Origin of the sequence: Paraburkholderia phenoliruptrix (genome assembly GCF_902859825.1) — a bacterium.
Lineage (GTDB): Bacteria > Pseudomonadota > Gammaproteobacteria > Burkholderiales > Burkholderiaceae > Paraburkholderia > Paraburkholderia phenoliruptrix.
In genome coordinates this window covers 29,105-47,770 of record NZ_CADIKB010000004.1, presented here as the reverse complement: position 1 = coordinate 47,770, position 18,666 = coordinate 29,105, and the positions used below count along the sequence as shown (strand labels likewise).

At 61.4% G+C, this 18,666-nt stretch carries 18 protein-coding genes and 2 pseudogenes; 9 read left to right on the top strand and 11 right to left on the bottom strand.

Annotated elements, in window-relative coordinates; all coding sequences use genetic code 11:
* Nucleotides 1-4: 4 nt before the first annotated feature.
* From HV711_RS06525 to arsN2, 6 genes and pseudogenes are all read left to right on the top strand, one after another.
* The gene (locus tag HV711_RS06525) at nt 5-883 is read left to right on the top strand and encodes an SDR family oxidoreductase (RefSeq protein ID WP_051224142.1); all 879 of its coding nucleotides are present in this window, start codon (nt 5-7) and stop codon (nt 881-883) included.
* Nucleotides 884-1,062: 179 nt separating this feature from the next.
* A pseudogene (locus HV711_RS06520) lies at nt 1,063-1,257 on the top strand (helix-turn-helix domain-containing protein); the annotation flags it as partial.
* Between the two features lie 100 nt (nt 1,258-1,357).
* The gene (locus HV711_RS06515) at nt 1,358-1,681 is read left to right on the top strand and encodes an ArsR/SmtB family transcription factor (protein ID WP_028360441.1); all 324 of its coding nucleotides are present in this window, start codon (nt 1,358-1,360) and stop codon (nt 1,679-1,681) included.
* A 61-nt stretch (nt 1,682-1,742) separates the two neighbouring features.
* Entirely contained in the window at nt 1,743-2,237 is a 495-nt protein-coding gene (locus tag HV711_RS06510) for an arsenate reductase ArsC (RefSeq protein ID WP_035480550.1), read from the top strand.
* Nucleotides 2,238-2,259: 22 nt separating this feature from the next.
* Nucleotides 2,260-3,330: an ACR3 family arsenite efflux transporter gene (gene arsB, locus HV711_RS06505; RefSeq protein WP_035480552.1), complete on the top strand. Its 1,071-nt coding sequence runs from the start codon at nt 2,260-2,262 to the stop codon at nt 3,328-3,330.
* A 152-nt stretch (nt 3,331-3,482) separates the two neighbouring features.
* Nucleotides 3,483-3,947 carry an arsenic resistance N-acetyltransferase ArsN2 gene (arsN2, locus tag HV711_RS06500; protein ID WP_082201453.1) on the top strand — a complete coding sequence of 155 codons (465 nt, stop codon included), beginning with the start codon at nt 3,483-3,485 and terminating at the stop codon, nt 3,945-3,947.
* 201 nt (nt 3,948-4,148) lie between these two features.
* On the opposite strand, the gene HV711_RS06495 is transcribed toward arsN2, so the two are convergent.
* The 6 genes and pseudogenes from HV711_RS06495 to HV711_RS06470 form a co-directional block, all read right to left on the bottom strand.
* The gene (locus tag HV711_RS06495; RefSeq protein ID WP_035480553.1) at nt 4,149-5,528 is read right to left on the bottom strand and encodes an amino acid permease; all 1,380 of its coding nucleotides are present in this window, start codon (nt 5,526-5,528) and stop codon (nt 4,149-4,151) included.
* Nucleotides 5,529-5,613: 85 nt separating this feature from the next.
* Nucleotides 5,614-6,669, bottom strand: coding sequence for a 4-hydroxy-2-oxovalerate aldolase (gene dmpG, locus HV711_RS06490; protein WP_035480555.1), 1,056 nt, complete (start codon nt 6,667-6,669; stop codon nt 5,614-5,616).
* The gene (locus HV711_RS06485; protein WP_035480557.1) at nt 6,666-7,628 is read right to left on the bottom strand and encodes an acetaldehyde dehydrogenase (acetylating); all 963 of its coding nucleotides are present in this window, start codon (nt 7,626-7,628) and stop codon (nt 6,666-6,668) included. Before HV711_RS06485 ends, dmpG begins: the two co-directional genes overlap by 4 nt.
* 20 nt (nt 7,629-7,648) lie before the next feature.
* Entirely contained in the window at nt 7,649-8,416 is a 768-nt protein-coding gene (locus HV711_RS06480) for a 2-keto-4-pentenoate hydratase (RefSeq protein WP_035480559.1), read from the bottom strand.
* Nucleotides 8,413-9,222, bottom strand: a complete 810-nt coding sequence (gene mhpD / locus HV711_RS06475; RefSeq protein ID WP_035480561.1) for a 2-keto-4-pentenoate hydratase — start codon at nt 9,220-9,222, stop codon at nt 8,413-8,415. The genes HV711_RS06480 and mhpD overlap by 4 nt, the downstream gene beginning before the upstream one ends.
* Nucleotides 9,219-9,437 (bottom strand): annotated as a pseudogene (locus HV711_RS06470) (tautomerase family protein); the annotation flags it as partial. The gene mhpD and the pseudogene HV711_RS06470, both read right to left, overlap by 4 nt.
* 120 nt (nt 9,438-9,557) lie before the next feature.
* Between HV711_RS06470 and HV711_RS06465 the strand changes: the two are divergent.
* Both HV711_RS06465 and HV711_RS06460 read left to right on the top strand, forming a co-directional pair.
* Nucleotides 9,558-10,463: a LysR family transcriptional regulator gene (locus HV711_RS06465; RefSeq protein WP_035480563.1), complete on the top strand. Its 906-nt coding sequence runs from the start codon at nt 9,558-9,560 to the stop codon at nt 10,461-10,463.
* Between the two features lie 190 nt (nt 10,464-10,653).
* Nucleotides 10,654-11,256, top strand: a complete 603-nt coding sequence (locus HV711_RS06460) for a phosphatase PAP2 family protein (protein WP_035480565.1) — start codon at nt 10,654-10,656, stop codon at nt 11,254-11,256.
* A 350-nt stretch (nt 11,257-11,606) separates the two neighbouring features.
* Here the strand turns inward: HV711_RS06460 and HV711_RS06455 are convergent, their stop codons facing one another.
* Together HV711_RS06455 and HV711_RS06450 are read right to left on the bottom strand one after the other, a co-directional pair.
* Nucleotides 11,607-12,443, bottom strand: a complete 837-nt coding sequence (locus HV711_RS06455; protein ID WP_035480567.1) for a hypothetical protein — start codon at nt 12,441-12,443, stop codon at nt 11,607-11,609.
* A gap of 130 nt (nt 12,444-12,573) precedes the next feature.
* Complete coding sequence (locus HV711_RS06450; RefSeq protein WP_035480569.1) at nt 12,574-13,194, bottom strand: hypothetical protein; 621 nt, start codon at nt 13,192-13,194, stop codon at nt 12,574-12,576.
* Between the two features lie 434 nt (nt 13,195-13,628).
* Between HV711_RS06450 and HV711_RS06445 the strand changes: the two genes are divergently transcribed.
* Nucleotides 13,629-14,081: a hypothetical protein gene (locus HV711_RS06445; protein WP_035480571.1), complete on the top strand. Its 453-nt coding sequence runs from the start codon at nt 13,629-13,631 to the stop codon at nt 14,079-14,081.
* Between the two features lie 68 nt (nt 14,082-14,149).
* Here HV711_RS06445 and HV711_RS06440 read toward each other — a convergent pair whose 3' ends face one another.
* From HV711_RS06440 to hemC, 3 genes are read right to left on the bottom strand one after another with little or no spacing between them, the layout of a single operon-like run.
* A complete protein-coding gene (locus HV711_RS06440; protein WP_035480572.1) occupies nt 14,150-15,340 on the bottom strand; it encodes a heme biosynthesis protein HemY in 1,191 nt (396 codons plus the stop codon).
* Nucleotides 15,341-15,342: 2 nt separating this feature from the next.
* Nucleotides 15,343-17,364 (bottom strand): fused uroporphyrinogen-III synthase HemD/membrane protein HemX, encoded by a 2,022-nt coding sequence (hemDX, locus tag HV711_RS06435; protein WP_035480574.1) that lies wholly within the window; start codon nt 17,362-17,364, stop codon nt 15,343-15,345.
* A complete protein-coding gene (hemC, locus tag HV711_RS06430) occupies nt 17,364-18,413 on the bottom strand; it encodes a hydroxymethylbilane synthase (RefSeq protein WP_035480576.1) in 1,050 nt (349 codons plus the stop codon). Before hemC ends, hemDX begins: the two co-directional genes overlap by 1 nt.
* Nucleotides 18,414-18,666: the final 253 nt, after the last annotated feature.

Here is an 18,666-nt window from a genome sequence, read left to right as displayed (position 1 = left end):
CAGCATGCCTAAAAATATTCTGATAACCGGCGCCAGCAGCGGCTTCGGCCGCGACACTGCACAGACGCTCGCACGCGCCGGGCACCGGGTCTTCGCGTCGATGCGCGACAGCGCCGGCCGAAACCAGCCTCATGCCGATACCCTCAGGGCGGGAGGCCTGCATGTCATCGAACTCGACGTGACGGACGATGCGTCCGTCGAACGCGGCGTAGCCTTAGTACTGCAAAATGCGGGTCGTCTCGATGTTCTGATCAACAACGCAGGTATCGGGTCAGCTGGCGTTTCCGAGGCATTCACGACAAGGCAGGTACAGGCACTCTTCGACGTGAATGTATTCGGCATCCAGCGAACCTTGAGAGCGGTATTGCCGGCCTTCAGGAAACAGGGTGAAGGCCTGGTCGTGAACATCGGCTCGATACTCGGCCGCGTGACGTTTCCGTTCTTCGGTCTCTATGGCGCATCGAAGTTCGCCATTGAAGCTTTAACCGACAGCTACCGTTATGAGTTATCGACGTTGGGCATCGACGTCGTCCTCGTTCAACCCAGTCACTATCCAACGAATATCTTCGTCAGCGCGCAGTGGCCCGCCGACGCCGCGCGTGCGCCTGGCTACGGTGAAGCCGGTGCGATTCCGGACAAGATGGTACAGACGTTAATGGCGCTGTTCGCGAGCGACCACGCGCCGAATCCGCACGATGTGGCCGATGCAATCGTGCAGCTAGTCGAGCAGGCAAACGGTACGCGCCCTGCACGTTGGGTCGTGGGGCAGTCATTCGGCGCGGATGCCGTCAACGCTCAAGCGGCATCGGTTCAGGCGCAGGCGCTCGAGAGCCTCGGACTGGCCTACCTCGCCGAGACGAAAAGGCGGTCCGCCACGGCTTGAAGATACGTCCGGGGGAAGGCCAATACCGGTCCGAGTCGCTGCACCTCCGGTGCCGCTTCGCGCAGGCTAACGGCCGTAAGTTGTGTCGAGCGGGTTCTCAGCGTTGAAAACCCTCTCCCGGACCGTTGCGGCGATAGGCTGCGGGCGGGTACATGAACTGTCCGAGGATCTCCCAGCTGTTGAGCATCACCTGCGCACTGAAGGCAGGGGACGAACCGCTCGCCGCCATTGCGCGGCAAATAGGCTATGAGTCGGCAACGGCGTTCAGCCTTGCCTTCAGGCGGATGTACGGGGTGAGTCCGGGGCGCTAGCGGGTTCGATCGCGCGTGGGGCGTGGTGGCGGCGCTGGCGCCGTGAGCATCGCTGAGGCCTAGGAGGTCATCCATAGCGAGCCTTCGAGAAGCTGGGCGGGTTGGTGTGCTTTAGCTGCCGCAGCGATTTGCTTTCGCACAATATTTCGAATATATTGGAAATATGGAAAATAAAGACGTTATCCGCGCACTTGCGGCGCTCGCCCACGAGCTACGCCTGCGTGTGTTCCGCATGCTGGTCGTCGCTGGTCCGAGCGGCTTGACGCCGGGCGCCATGGCGGAGCAACTCGGCGTTCCCAACGCGACGCTCTCCTTTCACCTGAAGGAGTTGATGCACGCGGGGCTCGTCACGCAGGAGCGCGACGGGCGGAGCCTGATCTATCGGGCCGCCTACGACCAGATGAGTGCGGTGCTTGGCTTTCTGACCGAAAACTGCTGCCAGGGACAACCTTGCCTCCAGCCAGGCGCGGACTCGTGCAAATGTTGACGGAGAACCACCATGAAGGGGCTTCACGTCCACGTCTACTCCACGTTGACGATATAACGCCATGACCACGAACGTACTCATTCTGTGCACACACAATTCTGCACGCAGTGTGCTTTCCGAGGGCATGCTGAACCACTGGGCGAAGAAGCTCGGCAAGGACGTCCGCGCGTATAGCGCCGGCAGCGCCCCGAGCGGGCGCATCAATCCGTTCGCACTTGAAGCGCTGACGAACGCAGGTATCGATATGCAAGGCTATCGCAGCAAGAGCTGGGATGAATTCGCGCAGGATGGCGCACCGCACATGCGCATCGTCATCACGGTCTGCGACAGCGCAGCGGCCGAACAGTGCCCGTTCTGGCCGGGAAGCCCTGTCAAGATTCACTGGGGCTATGCCGATCCGTCGAACGTGCCGGGCGGCGATGAAGGCAAGCGGCACGCCTTCAACCTCACGCGCGAAGCGATTGGCTACCGCATGCTGCAACTGCTGGCACTTCCCCTCGAAAGTCTGGACAACGCCGAGTTGCAGCAGGCGCTGAACGACATCCTTCAAAGCTGAACCCTTCCCGTCGAGTCACACAATGAACACCCCCAATGTTGCCGCTTCGGGAACGCCGGCCGCAAAACCGGCCATCAGCTTCTTTGAGCGATACCTGACCGTCTGGGTCGCGCTGTGCATCGTCGCAGGCATTCTGCTTGGGCAGGTCCTGCCCGGTGTGTTCCAGACGATCGGCCGGTTGGAATATGCGCATGTCAATCTGCCGGTCGGCCTGCTGATCTGGGTGATGATCATCCCGATGCTCGTCAAGGTCGACTTCGGCTCGCTCCATGAAGTGCGCCAGCACGTCAAGGGCATCGGCGTCACGCTCGTTGTGAACTGGCTGGTCAAACCGTTCTCGATGGCGCTGCTCGCATGGATCTTCATCAAGCACATGTTCGCGCCGATGTTGCCTGCAGAGCAACTCGACAGTTACGTCGCGGGTCTGATCCTGCTTGCCGCCGCGCCCTGCACGGCGATGGTCTTTGTCTGGAGCCGGCTGACCGGTGGCGATCCGCTGTTCACACTTTCGCAGGTCGCGCTGAACGACAGCATCATGGTGGTCGCCTTTGCGCCGCTCGTCGGCCTGCTGCTCGGCATCTCGGCGATTACGGTGCCGTGGGCGACGCTGCTCACGTCCGTCGTGCTCTACATCGTGATTCCGGTGATCCTCGCCCAGGTTCTGCGCAAGGCGCTGCTCGTCAGGGGGCAAGCGGCGTTCGAAGCCGCGATGGCGAAGATCGGCCCGTGGTCCATCACCGCTTTACTGGCGACGCTGGTGCTGCTCTTTGCGTTTCAGGGCGAGGCCATCCTGAAGCAGCCGCTCGTCATCGTGATGCTCGCCGTGCCGATCCTGATCCAGGTGTTCTTCAATTCGGCGCTTGCCTACGGGCTCAATCGCGCGGTCGGCGAAAAGCACAACATTGCCTGTCCGTCGGCGCTGATCGGTGCGTCGAACTTCTTCGAACTGGCCGTCGCCACTGCAATCGGCCTGTTCGGCTTCAACTCGGGGGCCGCGCTCGCGACGGTCGTGGGCGTGCTGATCGAGGTGCCCGTCATGCTGCTCGTGGTGCGCATAGTGAACCGCTCAAAGGACTGGTACGAATGCGCCTGACGAATATGGAATCAATCACAGAGGGCAAACGTGTCCGATCTCGCTCCTGACCTCCCGCAGGTGGACCCTGCGCTGTTTCGCGTGTCTGACATCAATCGCCTGCAGAAATTGTTCCGGCTGTTGAGAGTCACTGGCACACCAGGACCCGCATCATGCATCTTCGATCAGCAGTCGCAACCGACCTCGCCGCGATAGAGGCATTGCTCAAAGCCAACGAATTGCCTACGGCCGGCGTTGCGGAGCACCTGCCCCATTTCGTCGTAGGAGTGGGTCCATCTGGGACCATCGCGTGTGGCGGCGTTGAATATTACGCCGAGTTCGCTCTCATGCGCTCGATCGTTGTGGCACGGGACGCCCGTGGTCGCGGCCTCGGCGAAACCATCATCGCCCATTTGTTGGCAGCGTGCCGAACGCGGGCGGTTCGATCGGTAGCATTGCTAACGACAACGGCAGAGCACTATTTTGCTGGTCAAGGCTTTGCCCCCGTTGCGCGCAACGAAGTGCCTCCGCCTCTGCTGGCATCCAGCCAATTCCGGGGCCTGTGTCCGGCGTCTGCTATCACAATGCAGAAGGTGCTGATCGTCGACGCTCGGCCCCCACGCCCTACCCCATCCTGAACACCCGAACCACCTCCTCCCATTCCTGCGACTGATGCCGCAAGCTCTCCGCAGCCGCCGCGGCCTCCTCCACAAGCGGCGCGTTCAACGCGAGGATTGACCTCCCGGCAGGCGAGCGTACAAGTGGCGTCCTAAGCATTTAATAAGTTTCGACGGCTAAGATCGTGCTGTTCGACCGAATGCACATCCCGGTCCGCGTCGTCAGCGCAGCTTCGCGCCGGACGTTTGCCCGAACGACGGATGCCTGCGCCGCACGAAGTACGACGCGACGATCGCAAGCGCCGTGGATACTGCAAACCAGAACTGAAAGCGCGATTCGGGGTTGAATGCCTGCGACCCGAGTACGGCGGCGAGCGCAAGCAGCGCGACCCAGTTCGACACGGGATAGAACCACGCACGGAACGCGCTCGGGTCGCGTTGCTCATGCTTCGTCTGCCGGCGCATCGCGAAGTGCGCGACGATAATGAAGATCCACACGATCATAACGAACGCGCCGCTGCTCTTCGCGAGCGTCAGGAACAGGTCGCCGCCGCTCACGAAGTGAATGCCGAGGATCGACACGCAAATCGCAAGGCACAGCGCGAGCGCGTTCATCGGCACGCCTTTCGAGTTGGTGCGACCGAACATCGCGGGCGCATGGCCGCGCTGGCTCAGCGAGAACAGCATGCGCGAATTGGAGTACAGGAACGAGTTCATCACCGACATGAACGACACGAAGAGCACGACCTTCAACGCGACGGCCGCGCCGGTGAAGCCCGCCATGCTGAACAGCGATACATACGGCGACTTCAGGTTGGCCTTGTCGGTCCACGGCATGCACAGGATCAAGATCGATACCGAGCCGACGTAGAACACCATCACGCGCAGAATCACACTCTTGATAGCGCGGATCACGTTCTTACCCGGGTTCTCGGATTCGCCTGCGGCCACTGCCGCGATTTCGCTGCCGCCAAGCGAGAAAATCACGACCATCACGCCGGCGATCACGGGCGAAATGCCGTTCGGCATAAAGCCGCCATGGTCCGTCAGGTTCACGAGCCCGGGCGCGGGGATGCGCGGCTGGAGGCCGAACAGGATCGAGGCGCCGAGCGCCATGAACACGATGATCGTTGCCACCTTCGCGAACGACAGCCAGTACTCGGCTTCGCCGAACGCGCGCACCGAGTACGCGTTGCTCGCGATCAGCGCGGCCAGCATAAACAGCGCGCCAGCCGGGACCGGTAGCCATGGCAGGAAATCGTGAAGGATCACGCCGAGCAGGATCGCCTCGACGGTAATCGTAATCATCGATTTGAACCAGTAAAGCCAGCCGACCGCGAAGCCGGCCCATTCGCCGAGATAGCTGCTCGCATACGTGGAGAACGAGCCGCTGTCGGGATTGCGGGAAGCCATTTCGCCGAGCATGAACATGACCAGCGTCACCATGATGCCACCGATCAGATACGACAGAATCGCCGCGGGGCCGGCGGTTGCGATAATGGATCCGGAGCCGACGAACAGGCCCGCTCCGATGACGCCGCCGAGCGCGATCATCGTGATGTGTCGTTGTTTCAGGCTTTTCTTTAATGAGTAGTCCTGCATGTCTACCTCCATGGTTTGTCTGGATTTATCAATGAATGTGTCTACACCTTGTCTTTTGCGCTAGCGGGCCGGGATGCGTCGGATTCTATGCAGTATGTGACGCGCTTCCATCACGCTCCTGTCCGCCGCGGCTCAAAAGATCCAGAGCCACGTCGACGATCATGTCTTCCTGGCCGCCGACCATCTTGCGCCGGCCGAGTTCTACGAGGATATCGACTGTTTTTAAACCATACTTGCTTGCAGAAAGCTCGGCATGCCGCAAGAAGCTGGAATACACGCCGGCATAGCCGAGCGCCAGTGTCTCCCGGTCAACGCGCACTGGACGATCCTGCAACGGGCGCACCAGATCGTCTGCTGCATCCATCAGGCGGTACAGGTCGCAACCATGATTCCAGCCCTGACGTTGCGCCGCGGCGATGAACACTTCAAGCGGTGCGTTTCCTGCACCTGCACCCATTCCGGCGAGACTGGCGTCGATGCGATCGCAACCTTCTTCGACGGCGACCAGCGAGTTTGCAACGCCAAGGCTCAGGTTATGGTGTGCGTGCATGCCGGTCTGGGTCTGCGGGTCCAACATGTCCTTGAAAGCGCGGAAACGATCCCGGATGTCCGCCATGCCAAGGGCGCCGCCCGAATCCACGACATAGACACAGGTCGCGCCGTAGCTCTCCATCAGTTTCGCCTGCTGCGCAAGTTTCTGCGGCGTCGTCATGTGGCTCATCATCAGGAAACCGACGGGATCCATGCCGAGTTCGCTAGCATATTCGAGGTGTTGGCGCGACACGTCGGCTTCGGTGCAGTGCGTGGCGACGCGCACGATGCGTGCGCCCGCATCATATGCGTTGCGAAGATCATGGATGGTGCCAATACCGGGAATCAGCAGCGTCGCTATCTTCGCAGTCTTGACGCTCTGCGCCGCTGCAGCAATCCATTCGACGTCGCTGTGCGCGCCAAAACCATAGTTGAAACTCGACCCTTCGAGGCCATCGCCGTGCGCGACCTCAATGCTGTCGACACCGGCTTCATCGAGCGCCCTCGCGATAGCCCGGACGTCGGCAATGCTGTATTGATGGCGGATTGCGTGGCTGCCATCACGCAACGTGACGTCGGAGATATAGATTTTCTTGTCGGGCGATGTCATTGAATAGTCTCCTTCCGGCCTCGGACGATGCCGGCAGCTAGGCGTCGGCGTGCCATCATGTCGCCGCATGCGAGCGCGGCCGAGGTCATGATGTCGAGATTGCCCGCGTACGAGGGCAGGTAATGGGCGGCACCTTCTACTTCAAGGAATACCGACGTCTTCAGCCCGTGCTTTGCGCCGACACCAGGCACATTCAGCGGCTTTTCCGGCGAGACAATGTCGAACTGAATCTTCTGTTTCAGGCGATAACCGGGAACATAAGCCTGCACGCTGGCAATCATCTGCGCGACGCTATCCTCAACGGCGCTAACATCTACCAGATCAGACAATACAAACACGGTATCGCGCATGATCAATGGCGGCTCCGCCGGGTTGAGCACGATGATTGCCTTGCCGCGAGTTGCTCCACCCAGCGTCTCGATTGCACTGCGGGTGGTCTCAGTGAACTCGTCGATGTTTGCCCGCGTGCCCGGCCCCGCAGATTTGCTCGAGATAGAGGCGATGATTTCGGCGTAATGGACCTTCGCGACACGCGACACGGCTGCAACGATCGGAATCGTCGCCTGGCCGCCGCACGTGACCATGTTCATGTTGGACGCATTTTCGGTCTCGAGATTGATCGCCGGAATCACATAGGGGCCAACCGCAGCCGGCGTCAGGTCGATAACCTGCACGCCGTGCTTTTGCAGCACATCGTTGTGATGCTTGTGCGCACTGGCCGACGTGGCATCGAAGACGATATCGATGTTCTTGAATGCATCGAGTTTCAAGAGCCCGTCGATCCCCTGCGCTGTCGTCGCCACGCCCATCCTTCGAGCGCGCGCGAGTCCATCCGATTTCGGGTCAACACCCACCATCGCAGCCATTTCGAGGTGCTGGCTGTTGCGCATCACCTTGATCATGAGGTCTGTCCCGATGTTGCCGGGACCGATGATCGCAACTTTCACCTTTTCGTTCATATCCACTCCGAGATTTGGGGTTACGCCGCGGCGTGAAATCCCACACGGCCGAGCTGCTCTATATCGACTGATATGTACTGCCCTGGCTTGATCCACTCCGCTGGCGTCGCACCGCCCGCCATCACAACCCATCCGGCCTGAAGGGGCTCGCCAGCCGCCGCCGATAAACGCGCGGCCGCAACGAGCGAACGTAAAGGATGGCCCAGCAGCGCGGCCGTGGATCCAACCTGGACGACCCGCCCGTCGACGCACACTATCAGCCCGAGGTTAGAAAAGTGGATCTTCGGGTCGCACCAGGCGCCGATTAAAAACCCGCTAGAGGACGCGTTATCTGCGATCACTTCTGGCAACGAGAACTTGAAATTCTTGTAGCGCGAATCGATGATCTCGATTGCAGGAGCGATCGCTTCCACGGCCGCGAGAGCTTCAGGTCCGGTGGCGTTCCCTTCGAGCGGCCGCTTTAGTATGAAAGCGAGCTCCGGTTCGCAGCGAGCATGAACGAAGCGCGAAAGATTAATCGCCGTTCCCTCCTCGATCTGCATTGCATCGGTCAGTCGTCCCCAGATCACATCGGACAGCCCCATCTGAACCATTTTGGCCCGGCTGGTAAAACCCATCTTCACACCGACACGGCGTTCACCGCGTTCGAGTCGGCGGCGGATCGATTCGGCTTGAATACGGTATGCCTCGTCAAGTGACAGACGGCCCTCGGGATCGAACTGCGTGACCTCCGTTGCGTTGAGTGCCGCGTCGTCGAGCAGCGTGGCGAGTTCGGCAATGTTGCTCATGCGTGCACCTCGTTTGTTGATAGCGGTTCGAACACGGCGCGCACGGACCCTAGTCCGTGGATCCGCGTTTCGAACACGTCCCCGGGGATGACGGAGACCATGGGTCCCAAGGCGCCTGATAACACCAGGTCTCCGGCTCTTAAGGGCTGGCCTAGCGATGCCATCGTCCGGGCCAGCCAGACAACTGCATTGACGGGATTTCCCAGACAGGCGGCACCTGCGCCGACCGATACGGGCTCGCCGCGACGCTCCATCACCATGCCGCACAGGCGGAGGTCGAATTCGGACAATTTGCGAGGGATGGTGCCGAGCACGTACGCCGACGAGGACGCGTTATCCGCAATCGTGTCGGTGATGCGAATATTCCAGTCCGCTATCCGGCTGCCGACAACCTCCAGCGCTGGCAACGCGTACTCGATCGCGTTGAGCACCTCAACCTGGGTTGGGTTGTCCATCGCCAGGTCACGTCCGATGACAAAGGCGACTTCGGATTCAATCTTGGGTTGCGTGAGTATCGATGATGGAATTGGCTCACCGTCGCCATATCCCATATCGTCGAAGAGGATTCCGAAGTCGGGCTGGTCCACACCGAGCTGCTTCTGCACGGCGACCGACGTGAGGCCGATTTTGCATCCGACGACGCGGCGGCCTTCGGCCTGGCGACGCTCGGTGTTCACGCGTTGGATCGCGTAGGCATCGTTGATACTTAGTTGGCCATACGTTTCGCGCAACGGCGGGACGTGTTGGCCGCTGCGCTGCGCCGTTGATAGCGCAGCCGCTGCTTCCTCGATAAGGAGCGGCGTCATTTGACGCTCTCCAGAGCGGCGGTGTTGAGTTCGTCCTTGGTGCGCTCGCCTATTGCCCAGTGTGTCGAGGGCACCTCGTTTGCATAGACCCGAATGCTTTCCAGCGGCACATGGAGGGTCTCGTGCACGCTACGGGCGATTGCCTTAAGGCACGCCTTGACGGCGTTGGCGTCGCGGCCCTCGATGATCGAGATGTGGATGATTGGCATGACTCGTTTCCTGGCGTGATATGTGCGACGTCATGATGTACGATGCAAGCCATGACGGTCCAATACCGTTTAGACTCATATTGATACCGAGCCGGTATCGGATCCTGCGCATTGCCTGGAGGAAAGATGGACCTGAAGCAGATGCGCTATTTCATGGCGCTGGCGGAGGAGGCGAACTTTGGACGGGCGGCGGAACGCCTGCACATGGCGCAACCGCCGCTCACACGCAACATCCGTGCACTCGAAGAAGAACTCGGTACGCAACTGTTCGTCCGAACCACGAAGGGCGCCGAGCTGACCGAGGCGGGCCGCGCGTTGATGGAAGAGGTGCCCAACATTCTTGCTCTTGCCCGGCGTGCGGAGGAACAGGCTCAATTGGCCGGGCAAGGCTACCTGGGACGGCTCGATGTCGGCATTTTCAGTTCGGGGATTCTGAACGTCATTCCCCGGCTGCTCGCCGAATTCCATACCGAACGGCCCGAGGTCAAGATTGGCTTGCACAATATGTCGAAGGCCGAGCAGATCAGTGCGCTGCGTGAGCGGCGCATTACGATCGGTTTTAATCGTCTCGTGCCCGACGAGCCCGACATCGCGGTTGAATGGGTTCTAAGAGAACCGTTTCTGGTTGCTCTGTATGAAGGACATCGGCTGTGCGCGAAGAAGACGGTCACGCTGCGGGATCTCGACAACGAGCGGATGATTCTTTATCCCAACGCACCCGTGCATGGTCTCGCGCAAGAGGTGGCCGCTGCGTTTCGCGCCGAGAATCTGCAACTGCGTGTTGAGCAGGAAGTCGAGGACGTGGTGACGTGCATCGCATTGGTTGCGAGCCGTTTCGGCATTTGTGTGACGACAGAATCGGCAGTCAATCTTCGGCTGCCTGGGGTTGTGTACCGCCCGCTCAGATCGACACAGTTGCGGGAAATAGAGTTGACCTGTCTGTATCGTCGTGGGGACAACTCCCCTATTCTGCAAGCGTTTTTGAACCTGGTGCGGAAGTCGCGAGCACACCGGATTCGTGCGCGGCTTTGAGCTGCGGCGGCGAGTTATTCCGGGAGCGTCGAGCAGGCGTGCGGTCGGCAGAGCATCACTTGGTTTGCTATTCCTGATGCTTGAACTCATGTTGGCTTGCTCGCGTCTGTCTGCGTCGTTTGAGTAGCGCCATAAGCATTTCATAAGTTTCGATGGCTAAGATCGGCACATTTCACTGCGATCTAGACCGATGAATGCACTGGAAGCGCTGAACCGCGCACTCTTTCTGTCGATCAACGCGACGCCCTCGACGCCCGTCTGGCTCATCGACGCGGCGCGCTTTATCGCCGATGACGTGATTTACCTCGTGCCGCTCGTGCTCGCCGCGTTGTGGCTCGCGGGCGGCGAGCACCGACGCGCCGCCGCCGTGCGGGTATGCTGCGTGGTGCTGCTGGCGCTCGGCATCAATCAGCTGATCGGTCTTGGGTGGATGCATCCGCGGCCGTTCATGATCGGCTTGGGCCATACGTTTATCGAGCACGCGCCGGATTCATCGTTTCCGAGCGACCACGGTACCGTGTTGGCAAGTGGTGCGTTGACGTTGCTGCTCGCAGGCGAGCGGCGCTACGGGCTGGCGATGCTGCTGGCGGGGTTTGCGGTGGCGTGGGCGCGCATCTTCATCGGCGTGCATTTTCCGTTGGATATGGCCGGCGCTGTTGTTGTCGCTTGCGTCGCATATGCGGTGGTTGCTCCGCTGTGGGGGATGTCCGGCGCGGCGCTGACTCGTGGGCTCGTTGCGGTGTATAGGAAGGTGTTGGCGTGGCCTATTGGGCGGGGGTGGATTTCGTCGTGACGGGGGGCGGTGGGCGGCGTATCGGGTCATCGACGGGATCGGTCGCCGATCATGAGCGAAGGTCACACTTCCTCTGGCACGCGCTAGGCCGCGTCGCGGTTGGCAGCACACAATCCTGTGCGGGTGCTGCTTCCTGAGGTCGAATTAACGGACGTATCGGCAGCAGTCAGCCCGAAGGGGGTTATTTAAACTTGGATTTCGAGCGGCCGTTCGCGAGCGTCTACCTGCCTCCCCGCAGTTAACGGAGTTCGCACGTATCGTCTCAGGCCCCCGGAACGTCTGGTTCGCCCAGCTAAACCGCTTTCGCAACACTAACTGGGATTGTCAGAGCAAGCCGTCGGCGCAGTTGCTTATGAAAGCGGGCAAGATAGTCCTTTGAGACAGGCTACCCGTATGGCCACGTCCCATTTCCCGCGACGGGCGTATGAAACGACGCCGTTTTCAAGCAGACGAACTGCGTCCTTCTCAATGCCTGGATATGCCGTAGGCGTTTCGTAGTCTGCCCAATAAGCAAAGAGCCGAACGAGGTTAGGTTGATCAACTACCCTATACCATCCCGTCAATGAATACGCTGCGATCACCGACAATATTGCCGCAGCGAATGCATCTGCAAACATAACCATTGTCAGCCTCCATCGACTATTCACGAGACGTTTCTGCGAATCATATTTAGAAGGCAGCAGATTTAGCGCCCCCCGAATAAAACCGTCGATGGGCGGTTGCGTGGACAGGGCAATCAATGCGGCGATGATCAGGAGAATTACATAGACAGCGAGGAATACGACTGTGGCGAAGCTGATTGCGACTGCAGGATAGCAAAGAATTGTCCAAAACGTCAGAGTCGTCGGGAAATCATTCGCCGGCAGACTCATTGCTCCGGACACGACGTGCCTGGCCGGCACGCTAGCGATGACCGCAGTAAACGCACTGCAAAATGCCAGCAGCAGTTTGCCGAATGCAGTTCCCCAAATTTGAGCCAAAATCGGCTGCACCCGAATCAAGAATCCGAGTGTCAGGGACACCGCGCAGAGCGCGGCAAGGCCGCTGCTGAAAATTGTGGCCTGAAAATTTTTGCCCATGGCGAGCAAAGAAAGAATGCAGCACAGTAGGGCCACTCCATAGAGCGAATACGCCACTTTCGTTTTATTTTTTTGAGACTGCTGCTCGAGTATTAAGTCGGCTTTCATTCTGTATCTGCATTTTTTCTCAGCATTCGCGGTGCTCATTGCAACCGGTTATATCTAGCACCGTGTTCTGCAAAAACGGCCTTGGCGCACTCCTACGTGACCAAGACGCTATAAACGCTCTACAACCCGCTCACAACTTCGCCGACTTACTCTGATCCGCAGTCGCCGGCGCCACCGGCGCAACCGGCTGATTGTGCGTCCAATTAATAAACCCATTCAGCATCGGATGAAACAGCGGATCATCCAGTCCAGCCATGTTGAAAGCCGTCATATCGATCAGCAAAACAGTTTTTCCGGTGCTCGCATCCGTCGCCTTCAAAGTCCCTTCGAAGTTATAGCCGCCCTTGAACACGGCATTCGGCTCGACGATCAGAAAAGGACCGATCTCTTTACTGAGGTTATTGAGGCCGACCAGATCCGACACGCTCGGAACCTTGCTGCCCAAGTTGCGCTCGATAACAATCGCCTGCAAGTCATCCTTCGTCACGATCTTCTTGAAGGTGTGCATTTCCTTGAAGGCCGCCATGAAGAAATCCACGAAACGCGGGTTGGGATTTTCCGCGTTGATCTTCAGATAAACCATCTGGCTGTAGGCCGGATCGAACTTCTCGGCTACGCGCACGTCCGCGGGCTTAAGGACCGTGTGAGTTGCGTAAAGGCCGGACGTCGGGTCCGGCTTCTCGACGTGCAGCGTCGAATTGCAACCTGCGAGCAGGGCGGCGAACAGAAGTGCAAATGCGATACGAATCATGGACCCCTCGAATTAGTTAGTAATTGGTCGTCATATCGGCATCGCGCGTAAAAACTTGAGTCCTCGCATGGGCAAGCGGCTCTGTCTCGCCGCGTCCACTTTGCCGCCAGGAGTTGACAACCCTTCACAAACCGCAACCATCCAACCGCTAAAAACCAAATCCGAGACAGCCACGCCTTTATAATTATCAAGTCGCCGGGAAACACTCGGCGACCAGGTTTAGCAGCCTGACGTTCCAACCGCACACCCGCCCAGGCGGGTCGTGCGTCCGCTGCTGCACGTCTATATTTCTATGGGCGGGCTGTGGTGGGGGAGCCGCGAGGCTCGCCGGATTGTTGGAACGCCGGTCTGCTAACCCCGCCACGTGCCCGCTCACCCCTTCCCCAAAAAGCGGTTGTCCGGGCGATCCAAAAAGCATCACAGGGAGATCGCACATGACCAAGCCCATCAAAAGCCAACAAGCGCAACGCGCCCCCGTCGACGCCCTCCAGTACGAAAAACTCGCCCTCTCCGCATTCGATCTCTGCGACCGGCAGGTAGCTCAACTGGACACCTTGATTACACTCGCGTCCTCAATACTTAGCAATCCTGCCATTTCACGCGACGAACGGCGTCGCCGTCGAACGCTTCTTGAACTCCTGCTGGACACAGCAGAGCAATACCAACAGGAACTGGAATGCGACCGCGAGCTATTCCAGGTCATCGCGCTCGACGCCAAAGGCGTCCCGCACAGCCGCCTCACCGCGCACCACGCGACCAGGCTGCTCGCCGAGACATCGCAGAAAGCCCAAGCCGCAGAGAACAAAGAAAGCACCACTGCGGCCTGCAAAGAAGCACTCACCAAGCCCGCGCACCTCGCCCAACCGCCGCACACCGCGCCCCACTAACGCGGCAGCACCAAAAAAAATGGCCGCAGCACACGCTGCGGCCATCCATCAAAACAGGCAAAACCACCTCAAACGATATTCATCGCCAACGCACTCTCGCGATAATGCAGGCTCGCCTTCTCGGCATCCCCGAGTTGCTCGTGCAAGCGAGCCAACGCGCGATGCGAGCGGATCTTCAGCGTCTCGTTATCGGCGAGCTTCAACGCGCGCTCCAGGAACGATTGCGCCTTGCCCCACAACTGCTGATGCAGGCACAACCGCCCCAACGCAAACAGCAAGTCCGCATCTTCGGGACGATCCTTCTGCCACGCCTCGGCCTTCTGGATCAGCGGCAATGCGTCGCCGCCCGCAGTGTCCGGATAACGACGCAGCAAGCGCGCATCCCAGTTTTGCGCGAGCGCGTCCTCGACAATCTTGCGCGCTTCCTGCGGCCGATTCAGCGCGACCAGCAGCTCGGCGGCGAGATCGGCGAGGCGCGGCGAATGGCGCTCCGTCGGCGTCAGCGAATTCCACAGCTCCAGCAGCGCATCCGCGTTATGCCGACGATCGCGCAGCAAGTTCTCCGCTGCCAGTTGCCGCAGACGCACAGCCACAGCCGGGTGAATCGCCTCGCGCTTTTCCAGCGTCTTGACGAGCTTCAGCACTTCGGCCCAGTTCTTCAATTGCTGTTGCGCGCGCAACGTGATCTGCTGCGCGTGAATGCGCCGCCCGCCCTGCGATTGCATTTCCTTCAGCGCGGCCAGCGCGCCGTCGGCGTCGCGGCCGTCGGCGCGCATGTCGGCGGTGGCCATGAGACGCGCGTCCTGCCAGTCGGCGCCGTCGATCTGCGCGAGCCATTCGTCGCGCCGCGCATATTCATGCATGCGATGCGCCGCCGTCGCCGCAATCAAACCGGCCGCGCCCTTGTTGTCGCCATTCGCGAGCGCGTCTTTCGCGGCCTTTTCGGCGCGCGAAAAACGCCCGGCGTACAGATTGCCGATCGCGTCACGCAGCGCCGCGCGTGCCTTCGCGACCCGCGCGCGCGCACGATACGCGGCCACCCGCTGCGGCATGTGCCAGATACTCCGCACGATGCGCAAAAGCGCATACAGCAGAATGAACAGCACGACGAGCCCGACCACGAACAGATTCAGCGACATGTCCACGCGGTACGGCGGATACACGAGCAGCACCTGCCCCATGTCGAAGCGCCCGACCACCGCGAGCACGACCGCGACGGCGAACAGCAACGCGAGCCATAGAAGTCCCCGGATCGCCATGATTAACCTCGGCTCCGGTATTGATTAACGGCTTGCAGGCTCGTATTCAGATTAGGCAATTCGACGGCGGCGGAGCCGGCCTCGACCTGCTTGACCAGATCGACCACATTCTGCGTTTTCTTCGACGATGCATCGAAATAACGCGTCAACGCATTCTGCGCCGCCTGCAGGTCGGACTTGAGCGTGGTCTCGTTGCGCGACAACAGCGCGAGCCGCGCCGACAGCAAACGCAGCTTCACATTCTCACGCACGAAATAGCCCTGGTCGGGCGCGACCATCATCGCGTCCGCGTTGTCGATGCGGCGCACCTGCACGAGGCTCGTCAACTGCTGACCGATGCCGCTCGTCACTTCGCGCCACCACACTTTCCAGCGCGGCTCGCCGGTGGCCGCCGAGACCTTCGCCGTGTCGGCCCATGTCGTCGCGTGCGGCGTGGCGCGCGCGATCTGCGCCTCGCCCGAGAGCGGCAGGCTGTCGATCTGATCCACCGCGTTGTCGAGCTTGATGGCAAGACCCGTGAGATCGGTGGAAGGCGCAGCCTTCAGCTTGTCGATGTCCTGCGCAATCGCCTTGCGCACCGCCACCGCCTGCGCGCTGTCCGACGCCGCGAGCCGCGTGTCGGCGCTTTGCAGCGCGAAGAGCGCGAGTTGCGTGTTGCCGGTCAGCTGCAATTGCTGGCTCGCGGCGGACAGCATCTGGCCGACTTCGGCGAGCGTCCAGTCGTCGCGATTGCGCGCGAGATCCGCGTACTGTTGTTGCAGCGCCTGCTGCGCGGCCTGCGCATCGGCGAGCTTGCCTTCCAGTTGCGCGACCTGCGAGTCGGACTGACGCACCGTGGCAAGCGCCTGCTCGGTCTTGATGCGCAGTTCGTTGGTCTGCGTGTCGTTCGCCTGCTGGCGTTGCGCGATCTGCTGCTCGGTGCGCTCGAGCTTGCGATTGAGCGCATAGCCGCCCACGCCCGCGGCGCAAGCCAGAACCACGACGACAAACCACAGCAGCGGTCCGCTCGCGCTGCGGCGCTTTTGCGCTTCGTAGGGCGTGAAGGGTGGGTTCGGCGGCAAGCTTGCAGTCGCGGCCGGCTGGGGTGCAGCGTTCGTGGATGCGTTCGTTTCAGTCATGCGTGATTGAGCCGGTGAATAAGCCGGATTGGACGGTACCGGTTGAACTTCGGTCGGCAGCGCGGAGAGCAAGGCTTGGGCGATGCGCTCGTCGCCCGTGCCGGACACCGTAATCCTATCAAAACCCAATGCCCGCGCGGTCTGCGCGATACGGGGATGCGGCGCGACGAGCGTGGCGCGCTTTAACTGCGCGATTTCGTCGGCGGTGAGGTGTTCTTGCGCGAGTTCGTGCAGATTGCGCACGCCCTCGGAACTGGTCAGGAGCCACGCGTGCGGTTCGCCCGCGAGCAGCTGATGCACGCGCGCCCAAGCGGCGATGGACGGCTCCGGCACGAGGCGCCGGTATGCCGCGACCGTCTCCACTTCGGCACCCGCTTCGCGCAGACGATCCGCGAGCCACTCGCGGCCGCCGTCGCCGCGCACGATGAGCACGCGCTTACCTTCCAGATTCGCTTCGCCGAGCGCTGCGTCGATGGCGGCGAAAAGGCCTTCGGAATCGAAGCGGCCGTTGTCGTCATCCACGCCCGCCGCCGGGCTGATCACCTGGTGCGCGGGCGCACTCACGCCGTGACGCGCGAGCGCGCGCACGCTGCCCGGCCCGACCACGCCGACCGGCAACGCATGCGGCCAGATCGCGCTGCTTTTAGCGAACGCGTGATCGATCGCATTCGGCGAGACGAACACGACGAGCGCGTAACGTTCCAGCGAACCGAGCGCGGCGCGCAGCGGCGCGTCGTCGGCAACGGGGGCGATGTCGATCAGCGGAAAGTCCAGCGCGGCGACGCCGGCCGCGGCCAGCCGCGCAATCAGTTCGCTCGACTGACCGGCCGGTCGCGTAATGACGACCGTGAACGCCGCCTTACCGGCGGTTGATGACGACGCGTTGCGCGGAATATCGGCCGCCATCAGTCGCCGGACGCCGTGCTGTCCGCCGCGCCCTTGCCGGTGCCTTGACCGGCCCCTGCGTCCGCGTTGGGGCTCGACGCTGCCGGACCGCTCGCGGTGCTAAGCGCGCGGACAATCTCCATCGCGCCTTGCTGTTCCAGCGCGCTCGCCACTTCGCGACCCAGGGCGACGGCGCGTTCCGTGGTCGGCGCGGGCGCCGACGCGTGCGCGCTCAGCACGCGCTGGCCGTCAAGCGTAGCGACGACGCCGCGCAGATGCAGCGCGCCGTCATGCCACGTGGCATACGCGGCGAGCGGCACTTCGCAACTGCCGCCGAGCGCGCGCGACACCATGCGCTCAGCCTCGACGGCGGCCGCCGTATGCTCGTGATGCAGCGGCGCGAGCCACGCCGCCAGGTCCGCGCGGTCGGCGCGAATTTCGATGCCGAGCGCGCCCTGCCCCGCGGCGGGCAAGCTGTCTTCCGGATCGAGCAGCGCGCGGATGCGCTCGGCGAGACCCAGGCGCTTCAAACCGGCCGCGGCGAGAATGATCGCCGCGTAATCGCCGCGATCGAGCTTGGCCAAGCGCGTGTCCAGATTGCCGCGCAGCGGCCGCACTTCGAGATGCGGATAGCGCATGCGCAGCATCGCTTCGCGGCGCAGGCTGGACGTGCCCACCACGGCGCCCGCCGGCAGTGCGGCCAGCGAGTCGTAATCGTTCGACACCAGCGCGTCGCGCGGATCTTCGCGCTCCATGATCGTGGCGAGCGCAAAGCCCGCGGGCAATTCCATCGGCACGTCTTTCAGCGAATGCACGGCGAGATCCGCGCGGCCGTCGGCGAGCGCAGCTTCCAGTTCCTTGACGAACAGCCCCTTGCCACCCACCTTCGAGAGCGTGCGATCGAGAATCTGATCGCCGCGCGTCGTCATTCCGAGGATTTTTACGTCGCAAGATGGATATAATTTGTGCAGCGCACATCGCACATGCTCCGCCTGCCACATGGCCAGGCGGCTCTCTCGCGAAGCAATCACAAGCGTGTGGGGTGGCGCGGCAAACGTCTCGGTGTTCATTAGCTTGTCGATTGAATGACGGGATGGAATAACAAGGAATGTTAGCACGCGCCTTTGCGTTCTCCGCTCGCTGCGCCCGCCTGCCGCCCTTGCGGATCAAGGCTCGCGTCGGGTTTCAGAGGGCGCCGTGCCGACGGTATCGATGGAGGAGACGGGCCTCGCGCCATGCGCGGCGGTCCGCGGTGTGGTGCGGCTGCCTCGCGGCCGTCTCGACGCGACGCCTTCACGCACGGTCGTTCGCGCATCGCGGCGC